14 protein-coding genes are annotated in these 14,054 nt (G+C 69.3%); 7 read left to right on the top strand and 7 right to left on the bottom strand.

Features of this window, described 5'->3' with window-relative positions:
* Positions 1-563: 563 nt before the first annotated feature.
* The 7 genes from G5C65_RS05840 (at position 564) to G5C65_RS05810 (ending at position 6,755) form a co-directional block, all read left to right on the top strand.
* Positions 564-1,547, top strand: coding sequence for a hypothetical protein (locus G5C65_RS05840; protein WP_165297543.1), 984 nt, complete (start codon positions 564-566; stop codon positions 1,545-1,547).
* Positions 1,547-2,746: a hypothetical protein gene (locus tag G5C65_RS05835; RefSeq protein WP_165297542.1), complete on the top strand. Its 1,200-nt coding sequence runs from the start codon at positions 1,547-1,549 to the stop codon at positions 2,744-2,746. The genes G5C65_RS05840 and G5C65_RS05835 overlap by 1 nt, the downstream gene beginning before the upstream one ends.
* Positions 2,747-2,791: 45 nt before the next feature.
* On the top strand, positions 2,792-4,414 hold the full coding sequence (locus G5C65_RS05830) for a hypothetical protein (protein ID WP_165297541.1): 1,623 nt from the start codon (positions 2,792-2,794) through the stop codon (positions 4,412-4,414).
* Between the two features lie 41 nt (positions 4,415-4,455).
* The gene (locus G5C65_RS05825) at positions 4,456-4,659 is read left to right on the top strand and encodes a hypothetical protein (protein ID WP_165297540.1); all 204 of its coding nucleotides are present in this window, start codon (positions 4,456-4,458) and stop codon (positions 4,657-4,659) included.
* A gap of 96 nt (positions 4,660-4,755) precedes the next feature.
* Positions 4,756-5,208 (top strand): hypothetical protein, encoded by a 453-nt coding sequence (locus G5C65_RS05820; protein ID WP_165297539.1) that lies wholly within the window; start codon positions 4,756-4,758, stop codon positions 5,206-5,208.
* Positions 5,209-5,283: 75 nt separating this feature from the next.
* Positions 5,284-5,601, top strand: a complete 318-nt coding sequence (locus G5C65_RS05815; protein WP_165297538.1) for a hypothetical protein — start codon at positions 5,284-5,286, stop codon at positions 5,599-5,601.
* A 320-nt stretch (positions 5,602-5,921) separates the two neighbouring features.
* Positions 5,922-6,755, top strand: coding sequence for a hypothetical protein (locus G5C65_RS05810; RefSeq protein ID WP_165297537.1), 834 nt, complete (start codon positions 5,922-5,924; stop codon positions 6,753-6,755).
* A 447-nt stretch (positions 6,756-7,202) separates the two neighbouring features.
* Here the strand turns inward: G5C65_RS05810 and G5C65_RS05805 are convergent, their stop codons facing one another.
* The 7 genes from G5C65_RS05805 to G5C65_RS05775 all read right to left on the bottom strand — a co-directional run bounded on the left by G5C65_RS05805 (position 7,203) and on the right by G5C65_RS05775 (position 13,512).
* A complete protein-coding gene (locus tag G5C65_RS05805; protein ID WP_165297536.1) occupies positions 7,203-8,780 on the bottom strand; it encodes a hypothetical protein in 1,578 nt (525 codons plus the stop codon).
* 199 nt (positions 8,781-8,979) lie between these two features.
* Entirely contained in the window at positions 8,980-10,008 is a 1,029-nt protein-coding gene (locus G5C65_RS05800; protein ID WP_165297535.1) for a hypothetical protein, read from the bottom strand.
* Between the two features lie 127 nt (positions 10,009-10,135).
* Positions 10,136-10,927: a P-loop NTPase family protein gene (locus G5C65_RS05795; protein ID WP_165297534.1), complete on the bottom strand. Its 792-nt coding sequence runs from the start codon at positions 10,925-10,927 to the stop codon at positions 10,136-10,138.
* Positions 10,928-10,942: 15 nt separating this feature from the next.
* Positions 10,943-11,959, bottom strand: coding sequence for a hypothetical protein (locus G5C65_RS05790; RefSeq protein ID WP_165297533.1), 1,017 nt, complete (start codon positions 11,957-11,959; stop codon positions 10,943-10,945).
* Complete coding sequence (locus G5C65_RS05785) at positions 11,956-12,246, bottom strand: hypothetical protein (RefSeq protein WP_165297532.1); 291 nt, start codon at positions 12,244-12,246, stop codon at positions 11,956-11,958. Before G5C65_RS05785 ends, G5C65_RS05790 begins: the two co-directional genes overlap by 4 nt.
* 71 nt (positions 12,247-12,317) lie before the next feature.
* Entirely contained in the window at positions 12,318-12,899 is a 582-nt protein-coding gene (locus tag G5C65_RS05780) for a hypothetical protein (protein WP_165297531.1), read from the bottom strand.
* 331 nt (positions 12,900-13,230) lie between these two features.
* Positions 13,231-13,512, bottom strand: a complete 282-nt coding sequence (locus tag G5C65_RS05775) for a hypothetical protein (protein WP_165297530.1) — start codon at positions 13,510-13,512, stop codon at positions 13,231-13,233.
* Positions 13,513-14,054: the final 542 nt, after the last annotated feature.

Below are 14,054 nucleotides of genomic sequence, written 5' to 3'. Positions count from 1 at the left end.
GTGGGTTGCGTCTGTCCTCATTCGGCCACGCTCCCGCAGGGCCCTGCTGATCGTCGACTGGTTGGCGCCGAGCAACTTCGCCGCCTCTCGGGCCTCACTGTGCTGGGGCTCAGCGCGGTAGGTGACAGGCAGCTCCGGGCCGACCACGGGATCGAGCGCCACGAAGGCCGCGCTGGCGAATCTGTCGCCGAGGTCGTAGGCGTCGCGCGCCCGGAGCCGCGTGCTCGGCGAGGACGGCACTGACGAGTCCGGTGAGAGCGAAGGCCCGGCGGGCTCGGGCGAGCAGCACGACCGGCGGGGCTGGGCGGCCCGCCACCTTGGCCAGCATCCCCCGGCCTCGTGGGCGAACACCTTCGTGAGGCGGCGTTCGTGGGGCTCGATCGCGGTCACCCTGCAACGGTAGGCGCCGCTGCTGAGCAGTGGCAGGCGCCAGACTCGATCGAGTGAGGCCACGTCCCGTTCTGACACCACATCCCGCACCATGTCAGCCGCGCGGCCCACGCGACACAAACCCGGCCGTTGACGCAGCCTCCGGCGACGAGAGCAACCGGAGGGAAGAAGCGATGTGGGACAGCGTGCCCTGGTTCACCGAAGGCGGGGCCGAGCATTCGAGCGAGGTGGCCCGGCTGTTGGCGTACGCGGCGTTCGGCGGCGCCGAGGGCATCATCGGCGCGGGCGATCTGCGAGTGCGTGCCCTGAAGGCTCCCGCCGCGGCCGTGCAGGTCCTCCCCGGCGCCTGCGCTGTCCTCAACCGCGCTCCCGGGGCCGCCTACCAGGCGTACGCCGCCCGGCTGCCCACGGCGGACGAAGTGCCGATCGCCGCGACCGGCGCCCACGGGCGCTCCGATCTGATCGTGGCGCGCATCGAGAACCCCTATTCCTACGGGGAGACGTGGCCGCAGCCGGAGGATCCGGCCGCCGGCCCGTACGTGTTCACCCGCGTCATCTCCGGCGTGCCGAAGACGACTACGAGCGTGCGTCAGGTTCGCCCCCAGGATTCGGCGATCACCCTCGCCCGCATCGACCTCCCTGCGGGCACCAGGTCAGTCACCCAGTCCGTGATCACCGATCTGCGAGAGATGGCCGCCCCGCGCCGCCGCCGCGTGGTGAGGGCGCTGCGCGGGGTGTGGAGCACGCCGGACGCTGTCGGGAACATCAAGCTCCCCGAGCACGAGGAGTTTCCCCAGGGTGCCCGCTGGGACATCGAGATCCCGGAATGGGCCACCTCCGCGACGATCATCGCCACCTGGGCCGGACTCGATCAGCGCAACCCGAAGGACTCCTACGGCTACCTGCGGGCCGCCATCGGCTCCCGGCGCACCCCCTGGACCCGGTTCAACTGCGACTGGGTCGGATCGCACCAGCGCTTCACATTCGTCGGCGGCGGCACGGTCTCCATCCCGGCGAAGCTGCGCGGCACCGTGCAGGACCTGGTGATGCACGGCGCCGGTGAACCCGGCTTCAAAGGTCTACTGGAAGCCGACGGCGGCGCCACCGTGTTCTGCGACATCGAATTCGTCGAGGACCCCGACCAGGACGCGGTCTGATGCGCGGCTGGCGCTTCATCGCCGCCCGCGTCCTCAGCGAGGACATCCTGGACTGGGACGTGCCGCTCACGCTCTCCTCCAGCCCACAGCGCGAGCTGTCCGGGCCCGGCTCGATGGCCGGCGCGATCGAACCGGAGTACGCGCGGATACGCGGCGACGACGGAATGCCGCTCCTGCACGAGTGGGCGACGAAGCTGTACCTGGAGATCGACGGGCACATCCGCTGGGGCGGAGTGGTCACCAAGACCAGCTACGACGGCGCGAAGTACACCGTCACCTGCGAGGGCATGTCCAGCTACCCCCAGGGCATCCCGTTCGAGGACCACCTGATCTCCGGCAAACTCATCACACCGAAAGACCCCTACGCAGGCAAGGACAAGAACCACGACGGCTGGGTCGACGGGCAGAAGGGCAAACACAAGGTGCCCCCGCCGCCGAAACCGTACGGCGGGCCACGCATCGACGCCTACGACGCGTTCCGCGCCATCTGGAAGCACGTGCAGTCCCGCCCGTACGGCAACATCGGCTTGAAGATCGACCGGCACAAGCTCGGCGAACTCCTCGGCACCGCCGATGGCAAGGACCCTTGGGAGCTGGCCTGGTGGGACAACCCTGACTGCGGACAGGCCCTCGACGCGCTGGCCCGCGACCAGCCGTTCGACTGGCTCGAGACCCACACCTGGGCAGACGGCGGGAACGCCGTCGACTCCCGCATCCGGCTCGGCAGACCCCGCCTGGGCCGTAAGCGCGACGACCTGCGCTTCGCCGACGGCGAGAACATCTCCGCCCTCGCCAAGCCCGAAGGGATGGGCGAGGACTTCGCCAACGAGGTCATCGTCCTGGGCAAGGGCGAAGGCGCGAAGATGAAACGCGCCCAGGTCCACCGCTACGACAAGAGGCGTCTGCGGCGCGTGGCCACCGTCACCGACAAGACGCTCTCCTCCGCCAAGGCCCTGCGCACCCGCGGCGAGCGGGAGCTGGCCGGTCGCACCGCCGCGCTCCAGATCCCCGCCATCGAGATCACCGACCACCCGAACGCCCGCTTCGGCTCCTGGCAGCTCAGCGACGACATCCGCGTCCAGGTCCACGTCCCCTGGGTCGGAGATGTGGACGTGTGGCACCGCATCACCGCCGACGAGATCAGCGCAGACGGCCGCTGCGTGCTCACCCTCAAACGCAGCGACAGCTTCCACTACTGAAGCAACCGCACGACACAAGAGTCACGGCTGGTCTACACCCCGCGCATGGCCACCTACCTCGACCAGCAGGTCGAAGCCCGCCGCTTCGCCAAGATCCTCGCCGACCTCGACCGGCGCCTCTCCGCGCTGGAACGCACTACCCAGGCGAGCTACACCGGCATCCAGGGCGGGGCGCTGGACATCTACGACGAAGACGGGGAGCTGCGCGGCTCCATCGGCGTACAGCCCGATGGAACGGTCGCCGTCGTGCCGGTCAACACCCCGCCTCCGCCCACCCCGACCGCTCCGACCGTGACGGCAGCGCTCGCCGGGCTGACCGTGGCCTGGGACGGACAGTGGGAGGACTCCTACACCACGCCCAGCGACTTCGCGCTCATCCAGATCCACCTCGGCGACACCGACGACTTCGAGCCGGGGTCCGGCACGCTGGCGGCCACCCTCACCAATCCGGCCGGAGACGCCCTCACCCTTGCCCTCGACTCCTACACCCCCGTGTGGGTGCGGCTCGTCGCCGCGACCACCGCCGCCCTCACCGGACCGCCGTCCCCGCCCGCGCCGGGTACACCGCGCCGCGCCGTCTCCCAGGACCTGCTCGAAGGCGTCGTCGGCGAACTCCAGCTTGCCGACGATGCGGTGAGCGCAGCCAAGGTCGCCGCCGACGCGATCGGCACCGACGCCATCGCACCCGACACCGTCCAGGCCCACCACCTGGTCGCCGGTGCCGTACAGACCGACGCGCTCGCGGCCGACTCCGTCGCAGCCGGGAAGATCGCCGCCGACGCGGTCACCGCCCGCGAGCTGGCCGCGCTGTCGGTCACCGCCGACAAGCTGACCGCCAACTCCGTCACCGCCGGGAAGATCCAAGCAGGAGCGATCACCGCACACGCACTCGCCGCCGATGCCATCACCGGAAAGACGATCACTGGCTCCACCATCACCGGCTCCACCGTCTCCTCCGTCACCGAGGACGGCGCCACAGTGCGCCTCGCCGACGGACAGTTCACCCTGTCCGACTCCAGCAGCGCCGTGCTCTCCCGCATCTCACCCGGCGGATACCACCTGCTCGACGGCACCGGACGCCTGCGCACCACAGTCGGCCCGGCAGTCGGCCCTTACACCGAGCCCGGCATCGTCAGCTACGGACCACCGGATGACAACGACCCCTGCTACAGCATCCTGTCCGACGGCTCCTTGCGCTTCTCCCCCGTCGAGCCGCCCGAGGGCGCTCAGATCTACGACCAGGCCGGCCTGCTCTTCGGCACGACAGCCGGTGGCGGACGGTACGAGCTGATACTGCGCTCCGGGAGCTACCCCACCTACGGTGGGGCTCAGATCAACCTCTACTCCGCCCTCGGTGACGGCACGGGGACGGAGATCAACCTGGGGGCCGACCACACGCACGTCGGCGGACTCCTGACGGCCGGGAGCATCGCCACAGGCCGCGTCGGCATCACCCCCACCCCGGACAAACCGACCCCGCTGACGATCACCGGTCTGTCGGTACGCGGCGATCACTTCCACGGCTTCGCGACCCTCGACACCACCGTCGTCGGCGCCACCGTACGCGGCGTCGCCGTCACCGATGTGACCTCCCACGGTCTGACGGTGTGGGTGAACCGCAGCAACGCGATACGCACGTACGTGAACTGGATGGTGATCGGCAGCTGACCCCACGACGCAAGCGCCCTCGCGACCCCAGGCTCGGCCTCATGGAAGCGACCGAGGACGAAACCCCGCCCCCCTCCATGCGCTGTACCGCCGTGTGCCGCACCGCGACATGCCCCAACCTCGGCAAGCCCTTCGACACCGTCGTCTACACCGACCCCACTGGTGACCTCGCCCTCGTGATCTGTGCCCGCTGTGAAGCCCCGATCACAGATCTTGCCCAGCAGGAAGCCGAGCCCTCGACGTAACCGAACCGACTGCCGCACCGTGCAGCCTGCCCCTGAGCGGGGCTTCGCCGACCCCCGCGAGTCCCCGCTCTCCCCCCTGACCGCCAGGAGAATCCCGTGGAATGGCTCGTGGGCCTGGCGCCCGTGCTCGCACCGTTCTTCGGCATGACCGGCGCACTGGGCGGAGCGTGGCTGGTCTACCGCCAGAACCGGCGCAAGGCGCAGGCCGATGAGCGTGCCGCGCAGCTCCACGCCGACACTGCGGAGACACAGACGTATGTCGACGCGATGCGCACCGTCACGTCCGGCTTCACTGATCTGCTGGAGCAGCAGCGCGCGGTTCATGCCCAGACCGTCGAACGCGTCACCACCCTGGAAGCCCGGCACGTCATGCTGGAACAGAAGGTCGAGAGCCTCCAAGAAGAGCAGCGCAAGTGGCGCCGATGGAAGGCCGCCGCCGTCGCCTATATCCACGACCTGCGCACGCTGATCCGCGAGACCCTGCGCCGCCCGGCGCCCGCTCCGCCCGATGAGATCGCCGCCGATGTCGAACCGTCGGATGCCGCGTAGGCACGCCCGGGGACATAAGCCCCTCGCCCGCTCCATGCTCTGCCGGTCCGTACACCCGTGCCGAAAGGTCTAGCCATGTCTACGCTCGACTCCGTCACCACTGGCGCCCAGGTCGGCGCCCTCCTCCCCCTGCTCACCGCGATCGTGCAGCGCCCTGCCTGGTCGGCGGGAGTGAAGAAGGTGATCGCCGTCGTCCTCGCCCTGGCCGCCGGGGTCGTCACTGTCGCGGCCTCCGGCGGCTGGGAGCAGTTCCAGCACGGAACGGTGCTGGCCACCCTCGGCTCCGTCCTGGCCGCTTCCCAGGCTACGTACGACCTGATCTGGAAGCCGAGCAAGGTCGCTCCGGCTATCGAATCGGCGACGAGCCCGGAGATACCGCAGCGGGCTGCCTGACGCCGCGGGGACGGTCGTCCCGGCCGGCGGCGGGTACAATCCGCACTCAGGTGGCCGCTTCGCCGCCGAACCACTGCGTCGAGAGTCGCTGCCGGTTCTGGGAGTTTGGTTTCCTTTCCTCCAGGGTCGACCGGCAGATCCCGGCTCAAGACCACTGCGCGCGTGCAGAGCGCCCAGGGCCGGTGAGCGGTTGCTCCTGCGATGACCCGGCACACGGAGTGGTTCGGTCGCGAAGCGGCCATCGAGTTGCGTACCGGCTGCCGAGCGCGGCATGACGGCTTGGGAGCAGCGAGTCGAATCGACCAGGAGGAGTCGCGGGAATGGCCGACGCGCAGCCCTCTGCCGAGAAGATCTCGGCAGAGATCAAGCGCCTCAAGCAGATGTCGCACCAGGAGTTCTTCGAGGCGTGGGCGACGTACGTGCTCGGCGGTGTCGACCGTCAGGTGCCTCGCGACGTGCAGGCGGCGGGCTTCCGCTCGCCGGACCTGGCCACCCGGACTCTGACGGCGGCCGACCGCGCGGCCCGGGAGATCAAGACCGTGCTGCCCCGCCGGGACGGCGAGTCGAAGCGCGAGTACCAGGCCCGCATGAACGCCTTCCGCCAGCAGCTCCAGGCGGCGCGTCAGCCCATTGTGGGCGCGATCGAACGTCTCGCTGACGAAGAGGCCGAGTACCTCGCGCAGCTCGACGACGAGGCGTTCGCCGGGGAGTGGGCCGCGTTCGTGCAGCAGGCCGCCGGGCAAACCCGCAGCGGCCACAACTACGTCCAGGGGCTGGCGTTCCGCTCCCTGGACGTAGCTCCCCGCACACGCGCCTTGTCGGAGCGGATGCACCGCACTCCGGAGGAGTACTTGCCCACCGTGGCGGGTGAGTCACGCACGGCACGTGCTGCCCGGGTCGCGCAGTTCCGCTCGCGGCTGGAGGCGGAGCTGAGGTTTCTCCAGTACACGCTCAACTACGCGGTCGCGCGGTGGGGGCGGATGCCGACTACCCCTAACTACCGTCTCCAGGCGATGCGGCTGCTCGTCGAAGCGCACCCGGAGGAGTTCTCGAAGTTGCGGAGCGCGGTGCGGGAGGACGCGCGCAAGGCGCGCGAGGAGGTGCGCCGGCAGCGCCGATTCCAGCGCCGTACGCAAGCGCGGGGAACGAGCTGATCAGACCCCGCTAGCCGAGGGCGCGCCCGATCGCGATCGGGCGCGCCCTGGGTCATTTCAGGAGGCGCTGTCAGTGGCGCGCCTGGACGAGATTCCCCCGGCCAGGGCTGCGGGCACCCCGGATGCGGGGCGCACCATCGGGGCGTGCCTGGCGAAACACCAGGTCAGAAAGTGTTGCGCGCTACTTGAGGGCGCGCCCACGTGGCGCGCTCCGTCAGGTTCCCGGGCGGCGCGCTGGGCGCGCCAGGAGCGCGCTACAGGGGTGAGCCGACGCGCGCCTCTGGGGCCGACTGGTGGCGCGCTCCTCGACTGCGGTGGCGCGCCACCAGAAACCGCAGTACGAGGCGCCCGCGCGCCTTGGTGGGGCGCTGGCGCGCCTGACGTGGCGCCGGGGGCAGAGGAAGATCCAGGTGGCCCCTCCGACCTGCCGTTGGGCGTCACGTCACGTCAACCGGCCATGGCGAGGTCGTCGTAGAGCGGGCGGAACATCTCGACGATCTTCAGCTCGGGCTGTCGCGCCTTGCGGTAGGCGTCGGCGATCCCCGTCTGGCCCGTCTCGTCCAGGCGCGCGATCACGGCGTCCTTGTGCTCGGCGAGGAGTGCCTTGAGCTTCGCCATCGCCGGATTCCCGTGGGGCCCGGCGGCCGGGGCAAGGTGGTCCTCTGTGGGCACGCCCAGGATGCGGGCCTGGATGTCGGCCTCGGCGAGCAGCACCGTCATCGCCTGGGTCGTCATGCGCTGTGCGCGGGTGGCCCTGGGGCGCGGAAGGTCCTGGGGCTCCTCGGCTTCGCTGCTGTCCTCTGGCCGTTCCTGCGCGGACTGCTCTACAGCCGGGTCCGGGGGCGGCGGAGCATGGTCGTCAGCGGGCTCCGGTTCTGCGGTGCTCGTGGATGCCTGCGCGGTCCCGGTCGCCATGGTGCTGGACCGTTCTTCTGGCTCACCAGCCGTGTGGGCAGCCTTTTCCTGGAGATGGCCGAGGGACTTGGTGATCAGCTTGTCGGCGCTCATCTGTCCCCACCGTGTGCGTGTCGGCACGGCCTGGAGCGTGCGCCGACCGTACTCCTCCCGCAGAGCGTGAAGCGCGGCCTGCGGGTCGGTGGGGTCCATCAGCGCGCGCCGCACCACCTCGGCCGCCTGCTCGGAGGTGAGTGCTGCCTCGGTGCGGGCCTCTGCCTGTCCGGTCCGCCGGTCCTCTCCCCCCAGATCGCCGTCCGGCCGCAGCTCGGACGCCGAGCGGGTCTCGGCCGCTTCTTCCAGTCCGAGGCGGCGCAGGAGTGCGTCCACGCCGAAGTCCATAAACCGCTGGGTCTCGCCCGGCTTGATCGGCATGTGAAGGGTGCGCACGCCGGTCAGGTACGCCTCGCCGAGCGCGTGCAGCTCGACGATCGCGTCCACTGCGGCGGGGAGGTTCTTCTCCGCTTTGACCTTGCGGGTGGTGTGCCGGGTGGGCTTGTCGTTCTCGAAGGCGGTGACGATCTCCTGCCGGGCTATGAGCAGGCACGGTCCGGCGTGGCGGCGCAGCAGCCACAGGACTTCTCCCCACCGGTCCTTGACGCGGTTCCACAGGTCCGAGTCGATGACGACCGGGTCGTCTGCGGTCGGAAGGCGGCGACGGTTCTCCTGTGCCTTACGCACGGCGCGCCGCCGCGCGAACAGGGCGATCTCGTCGCTGAGCATGTCCCACAGGCAGGTCATGGAGTCGATGACGAGCATGTTCGGTCTGTCGTCATTGCGCGGCTGCTGGATGACCCACCGGATCGCGTCGAGGATGTCCTGGTAGGAGCCGTCGTGCGGGACGATCTCGTACCGGGCACCGGGGATGCGGCCGTAGTAGTCGGCGGTGCCCTCGGTGCCGCCGATCTCGATCCAGTACGTCATGCCGATCAGGTCCGAGGCGGAGCCGAGCGCGGCTTCGTAGCTCTTGCCGGTCTTCTCCGGCCCGGTCATCAGCACGATCGGCGGGTTGGGTTTGCCGGTCGGCTTCCGGCTCTCGCGTGCGCGCTGCGGCGCGGTGGTGCCAGCCAAGGCGATGCCTTTCACGTCGGGTCTCCCGCGGGTTGCTCTCCCGCGGATGGTGCGGCGCGCAGGGCTTTAACTTCGCTCTCTGACGCGCGCTGTATCATTTTAGGCTATCCCCGCCCAAGGTCAATCCCGGGCACAGAAGAGCGGCGGGCACCCCGAATTCCTGGTGTGCCCGCCGCTATGAGTCTGTAGATGTGGAACGTCAGGAAGCTGGGGCTGCTCCGCTCTGGGGGCCAAGGCCGTTCATGTCCACTCCGTTGCCGCTCTCCGCCAGCAATTCCGCCTCATAACGCCGCTCGAAGCGCGGGCCGACGTTCTTCCGGCCGTTCTGCGGGCTCTGCCCCAGTCGGCGGCCAAGCTGCGAGGGGTTGAGGTCACCGCGTGGACCAAGGCGGTGCTCTTCGCCCCTGTTCCGGGCCGCCTTGTACTCGGCGTACAGCTCCTCCTCGCTGACGATGCTCGACTCGTTGAGCTGCGGCGCGTCCTCTGCCTGCGATTCCTCCGTCTCTCCGGCAGGGAGCGGGGGTACCGGGACTTCCGGCGTTGCCGCCGGGGCGTCATCCTGCTTCCCCCGTGGCCGGGTGGCCACGATCGCCCCCGCCGGGGGCAGCGTGTCTGCGGACGACGACCCGCACGCCGATGGCGCGGCTGCCGACGGACGTCTCGGCGTGGTCGCCGGGGACAGCGGATCGAGCAGGGCCCCTGTGCCGTCCTCGTCCACCCAGTCCGACCCGGCTCCGTGCTTGCGGACGAAGCCGGATATGTGCAGGCCGAAGCTCCCACCGAGCGGCACCATCGCCGCGACGGCAGCGCCGACCACGTACGCGTACACCTGGTGCTCGACGAGAACGGCAGGCGCGGCACCGGCCGCGAACCACTGGGACAGCGCGACCAGGCAGTGCCCGACATTCGCGGCGATCGAAATGCACAGCAAGAATCCGAAAATCGCCCACAGGCTCCAGAAGTAGCCGCCCTCGTGGCCGTCGGTGCGGCGGCGGATCGTGGTGACCGCGCCGGCGTTGAACGCCAACAACAGTTCCAGCGATCCGGCCATCGCCGCGGCTGCGAAGGGAGGAAATCCGATAAGAGTGCCCGCCCAGTGGAGCTGGTAGAGGGAGGCGAGCATCATGCCGAACCCTGCGGTGGCAGCTCCGATCCGCAGGTTCCGGTGCCAGTCGCGTAGTTCGCGCTCGCCTTGGGTGATGGCACGTACCGTGGGCAGCTTGGGCAAGACGTGTCCTTTCCGTTCGGGTCTCCCGAGTGGCCTATGCTCATCGGCCCTTCGGGTTGCTCCCACGATATAGCGTCTTGCCAGCTCACGCCGGTGACGTGCGATCAGGTCCGGCGGATCGTGTTCTTCACCAGTCCAGCGGCGTACGCGGAGTTCGCCGGTCCGGTCCCTGGATCTTCGCGAGGAATGCCCGGTCCTCGACGCGGGAGAGGAGCCGCTCACCGAGAACGGCGGCGATCCCATCGCGGCGCAGATTCGTGGAGAACGCGGTCGGGCGCCCGGCCGAGAGGCGGGAGTCCACCAGGTCGATCGTCTCGCGCCGCGCGAACTCGGTGGCCACGCCGTCCATCTCGCCGCACAGCTCGTCGAGGATCAGCAGGTCGGCCTCCACGTGACGCTTGCGGGCTGCGTACGCCGTCATGTCGCCGGGGCCACCGTCGGGACGGCGCCAGGTGAGATAGGTGGTGTGCTTGATGAACCGGACGAGCAAGCCGCGCTCGCTTGCCTCGTTGCCGAGAGCGGCGAGGGCCGTCGTTTTCCCGGAGCCGATGTTGCCTGGTGCGATCAGGTGCATGGTGGCCGGTCGCGCCTTGTGCTGCTTGGCTTCGACGAGCGAGTCCAGCCAGCCGCCCAGCACGTTCGGGTGCTGGTTGGCGTCCAGGTCCGTGAACCTCCACTTGAGGTAGTCGTCGTGCGCGGCCTCGCGCATGCTGGTGATCCAGGCGTTCTTGCGGGCGCGGGCCTGGGGTATGGACACGTCCTCCCACAACAGCGGGTCGGACTCCGGCGGGGCAGGCACGCCGAGCTGCGAGAGGTCCGCCCCGCCGCGGCGAAGGACCTCCAAGACGCGGTCGGTGACCTCGCCCAGGCGCTGAGGCTCGCGCTCCGGGACACCGTGCTGGGCTTCCAGGATGTTCAAGGGTCTCCTTCCTGGTCATGCGGGAACGATGCCGAACTGCACTGCCTGGTCGGGCTCGTCGGGGTCTCTGCTCGCGGGCGGGGGCGGCTCGCTGATGCGCCCCCAGGTGGCAGCGTCGCTATAAGGGGCGGGTCGGCCGCCGTACGGACCAGGTACGGGCTTGTTGTTCCGCTCGTCGCTCAGAGCGCGCTGGAACTGGTGCGCGGAGGGAAAGTGCACTCCCGTTCGCTGAAGGGCCTTGGCGGTCTCCCGCTGGGTGTACCCGGCGTCCAGCGCTTGCTGCGTCAGTCTGAGGAGGCCGTGGTACCAGCGAGACTTCTGTTTGCCCGCGTACGGGCCGAGATGGGCCTTGGCATGCTCGTAGTACCAGCTGGCCACTTCCTCGGCGCCGGTCTCCTCCATCGGCTCCTCGGCTGCCTTCTTCCCAGTATCCGGGGCAGGGGTGCCCTGGGGCGGATCCTTCCTCCTCGCCGCGGAGCGGGCGGCTGCTGGTGGCAGCACACGCTGCGGCTCTTCCGGCCTGGCCGTGTCCGCGTCGGAGTCATCCATGCTCTGCTCGGGGGCGTCCGCACCGGCGCTGGTGTCCGGGGCGTCGTCGGGCGCCGGGGTGAAGCCGTCCGTGCCGAGGCTGCCGTCGGGATAGCTCACGAGGAAGGTGCCGTCGTCCTGCTCGACGACGGGGATCTGGAGCTTCTTGCCGAAGGTGATGAAGTCGTCGGCCCACTGCTGGACCGGGTACTCGCTGATCGCGGTGCCCATGGCCTGCTTGCCGTCGTGGAAGCGGCGCCGTTCCAGCCGGTAGTAACCGTGTGCGGCCAGCTCGTGCAGGGCCTTACGCACGGCGTCGCGTCCTTCGCGTCCCTCGCCGCGCGAGAGTTGTTCGGAGCGCACCTGCCAGTCGTCGCTCTGGTCGAGAAGGTATGTCAGGAGGCCCAGGGCGCGGTAGCTGAGCCGGGTGTCACGTGCTGTCGCGGACTCGACTTGGACGAAGTGGGTGCGGCGGTTGACGCGCACGGCGCTGCGGGTGGTCACGCTGCTGCCTCGCTGTTCGCCTCCGGTGTGAGCCGGAAGTGGGTGTGCCACGTCTTCCGGCCGTGAGCCCCCGTCTCGTACACGCGTCGGGACTCGGCCATGCCCGCGACACGGAGCTCGGAGAACGGTTCACGAGCCTGGTGGTTGGTCAGGTTGCAGGCATAGGCCGCATCCTGGACGGTGACCCAGCCACCCTTGCTGCGCAGCACGAGGAAGCAGTACAGGCGGAACGCGCGGTCGGATATGCGCCCGGCGAGTGCCGGTGCGATGTCGGTGTGGCTGGACAAGGCGTTGGTCCTTGGGGCAGGGACCCGGCCGCCGGAGGGGTGCAGCCGGGCCGTCGTGCGACAGTGCGCGGCTACTGCTCGCCGCCGTCGCGGGTGGGCGCGGAGGGGAGCATCGGGACACCCCTCAAGAGGTCATCGAGCTGTCCCTTGTGGAATGCCTCCAGTACGGCCTCTTGACCGCCTTCCTTCCAGCGGAGGGCCACGGAACCGGTGGGCTTGCCTCCGGGGATGCGCTTGACGCCAGGGATCACTTCGCCGGTGACCTTGTCGACGATGGCGCCGCTGTCCTTGTCGTAGGCGGCACGCTTGAGCATCGCGTCACGGAAGGCGGGCCGGGCCTGGATGATGACCTCAGCTTCGTCGCGGTCCTCGGCGAACGCGGTGAACGCCTCCTCGTCGTCGACGACGTACTTGTCCTTGGAGATGGCCACCGTGTGCGTGGCGACCGCTGTGCCGTTGACCTTGGCATCGACGCGACTGGTGCTGTCGGGCCCGTCGTACGCATCGAGGAGCGGGCCCTTGACCGCCGCGATCTTCTCGTCGATCGCGGGAACAACATGCTCCTTGAACAGCTTGGCGAAGACCGAGAGCAGCGCGGCATCCCCCAGGGACAGGGTGGGCTGCAGTGTCTGGTCAACGTCGTCGTACGACATGGGGCCTACCTTTCTCGCCCAAGGCTCCGCCCAGGGCTCTTCGGGTCTTCCCCGGGCGGGGCGCAACGGGCGTCGCCAGTAGGTACGACAGCAACAGGAATCTGTTACACCCAGGCCCAGGCGGCTGGGTCGCTCTCCCAGCCATGAGGAATAGTACAGCATGCGTCACCCAGTGGCGGAGTCACCGCCTGGCACGCAAGGATGCATCCCTCTCGGCAACATCATCAACGCCGCACTCATTTGGCCAGATGAGCTCGTGACCAAAGCCCATGAGCAGGCCGTCGCTCGAATCAGAGGGGATACTGACTCACCTCTCGATCCTCGGCACTCCTCATCGGTCCAGATAGGCACTCATGAGGAGTTCGGACTCTGGGGAGAGTGTGGCGACGCTGACCTGGTCGCCGTCCCGATAGGCGAGACTCCCCGGCGTGTCGCCGACGGCGGGATGGTAATCCCCGCGGGACAGCGAGGTAAGGACCGTCGCGCGCAGGCCCTCGCGGAGCGCGAGCGAAAGCCCCAGCGGGGTGGCGAGATCGACAGTGGGGTCTGCGAGCGCGGCGTTGACGAGCGCGCGGGTCTCCTGCGCCGTCATCACCCCTTGGCGTCCGGTCACGGTCCCAGTATCGAGCCAAGCTCTGGTGAGCAAAAGCGGCCTCCTAAGTTCAGATAAGAGTTGTGAGAAGGCGACGCTCGCAGGAAGGCGCGAGGAAGCTCCGAGCTGAGGGAGCCAGCCCCTACAACAGACGGTCGTGGTTTTCCACAGACACCGCCCTTCCGTGTGTACCGCCCTACAGTGGCCTTCCTGTGGATCGCAAGAGGGCGTTATTCACAGGAAGGAAGGGCTCCATCCGCACGCATCAGCCGACCTGCCGCCGCGACGCAAACAAGCTGCGCCTCTACCTTCCGCTCCAGCTCTCCCGCCTTTGGTGACGTCTCCGGTGGTGGGTGAGCTCCGGTGTCGCCCCAGCCGGAACGAGGGCGGTACCGGACCGGCGGCGGGTGCGGCCCGGCCATGACGGCATGCCCCGTTTGCGAGGCGGGGCGCCGCGGTTGGAGTCCGCGGGCTCGCAGACCGCACCCGCCGCCGGCACACCTGTACCGCCGGAAGGACCGCCGTGACCGAGACCGTGCCCGCCCCCCGCTTCACCACCTACG

Source organism: Streptomyces boncukensis (genome assembly GCF_011045075.1).
Classification (GTDB): Bacteria; Actinomycetota; Actinomycetes; order Streptomycetales; family Streptomycetaceae; genus Streptomyces; species Streptomyces boncukensis.
The sequence above is the reverse complement of the archived record's forward strand: the minus strand, read 5'-3'. Positions and strand labels throughout refer to the sequence as shown.

What these genes read in the sequence shown, in the direction of transcription:
- G5C65_RS05840 (WP_165297543.1), top strand. Translation starts at nt 564, where the DNA reads ATGTGGGACAGCGTGCCCTGGTTCACCGAAGGCGGGGCCGAGCATTCG.
- G5C65_RS05835 (WP_165297542.1), top strand. Translation starts at nt 1,547, where the DNA reads ATGCGCGGCTGGCGCTTCATCGCCGCCCGCGTCCTCAGCGAGGACATC.
- G5C65_RS05830 (WP_165297541.1), top strand. Translation starts at nt 2,792, where the DNA reads ATGGCCACCTACCTCGACCAGCAGGTCGAAGCCCGCCGCTTCGCCAAG.
- G5C65_RS05825 (WP_165297540.1), top strand. Translation starts at nt 4,456, where the DNA reads ATGGAAGCGACCGAGGACGAAACCCCGCCCCCCTCCATGCGCTGTACC.
- G5C65_RS05815 (WP_165297538.1), top strand. Translation starts at nt 5,284, where the DNA reads ATGTCTACGCTCGACTCCGTCACCACTGGCGCCCAGGTCGGCGCCCTC.
- G5C65_RS05810 (WP_165297537.1), top strand. Translation starts at nt 5,922, where the DNA reads ATGGCCGACGCGCAGCCCTCTGCCGAGAAGATCTCGGCAGAGATCAAG.
- G5C65_RS05780 (WP_165297531.1), bottom strand. Translation starts at nt 12,899, where the DNA reads ATGTCGTACGACGACGTTGACCAGACACTGCAGCCCACCCTGTCCCTG.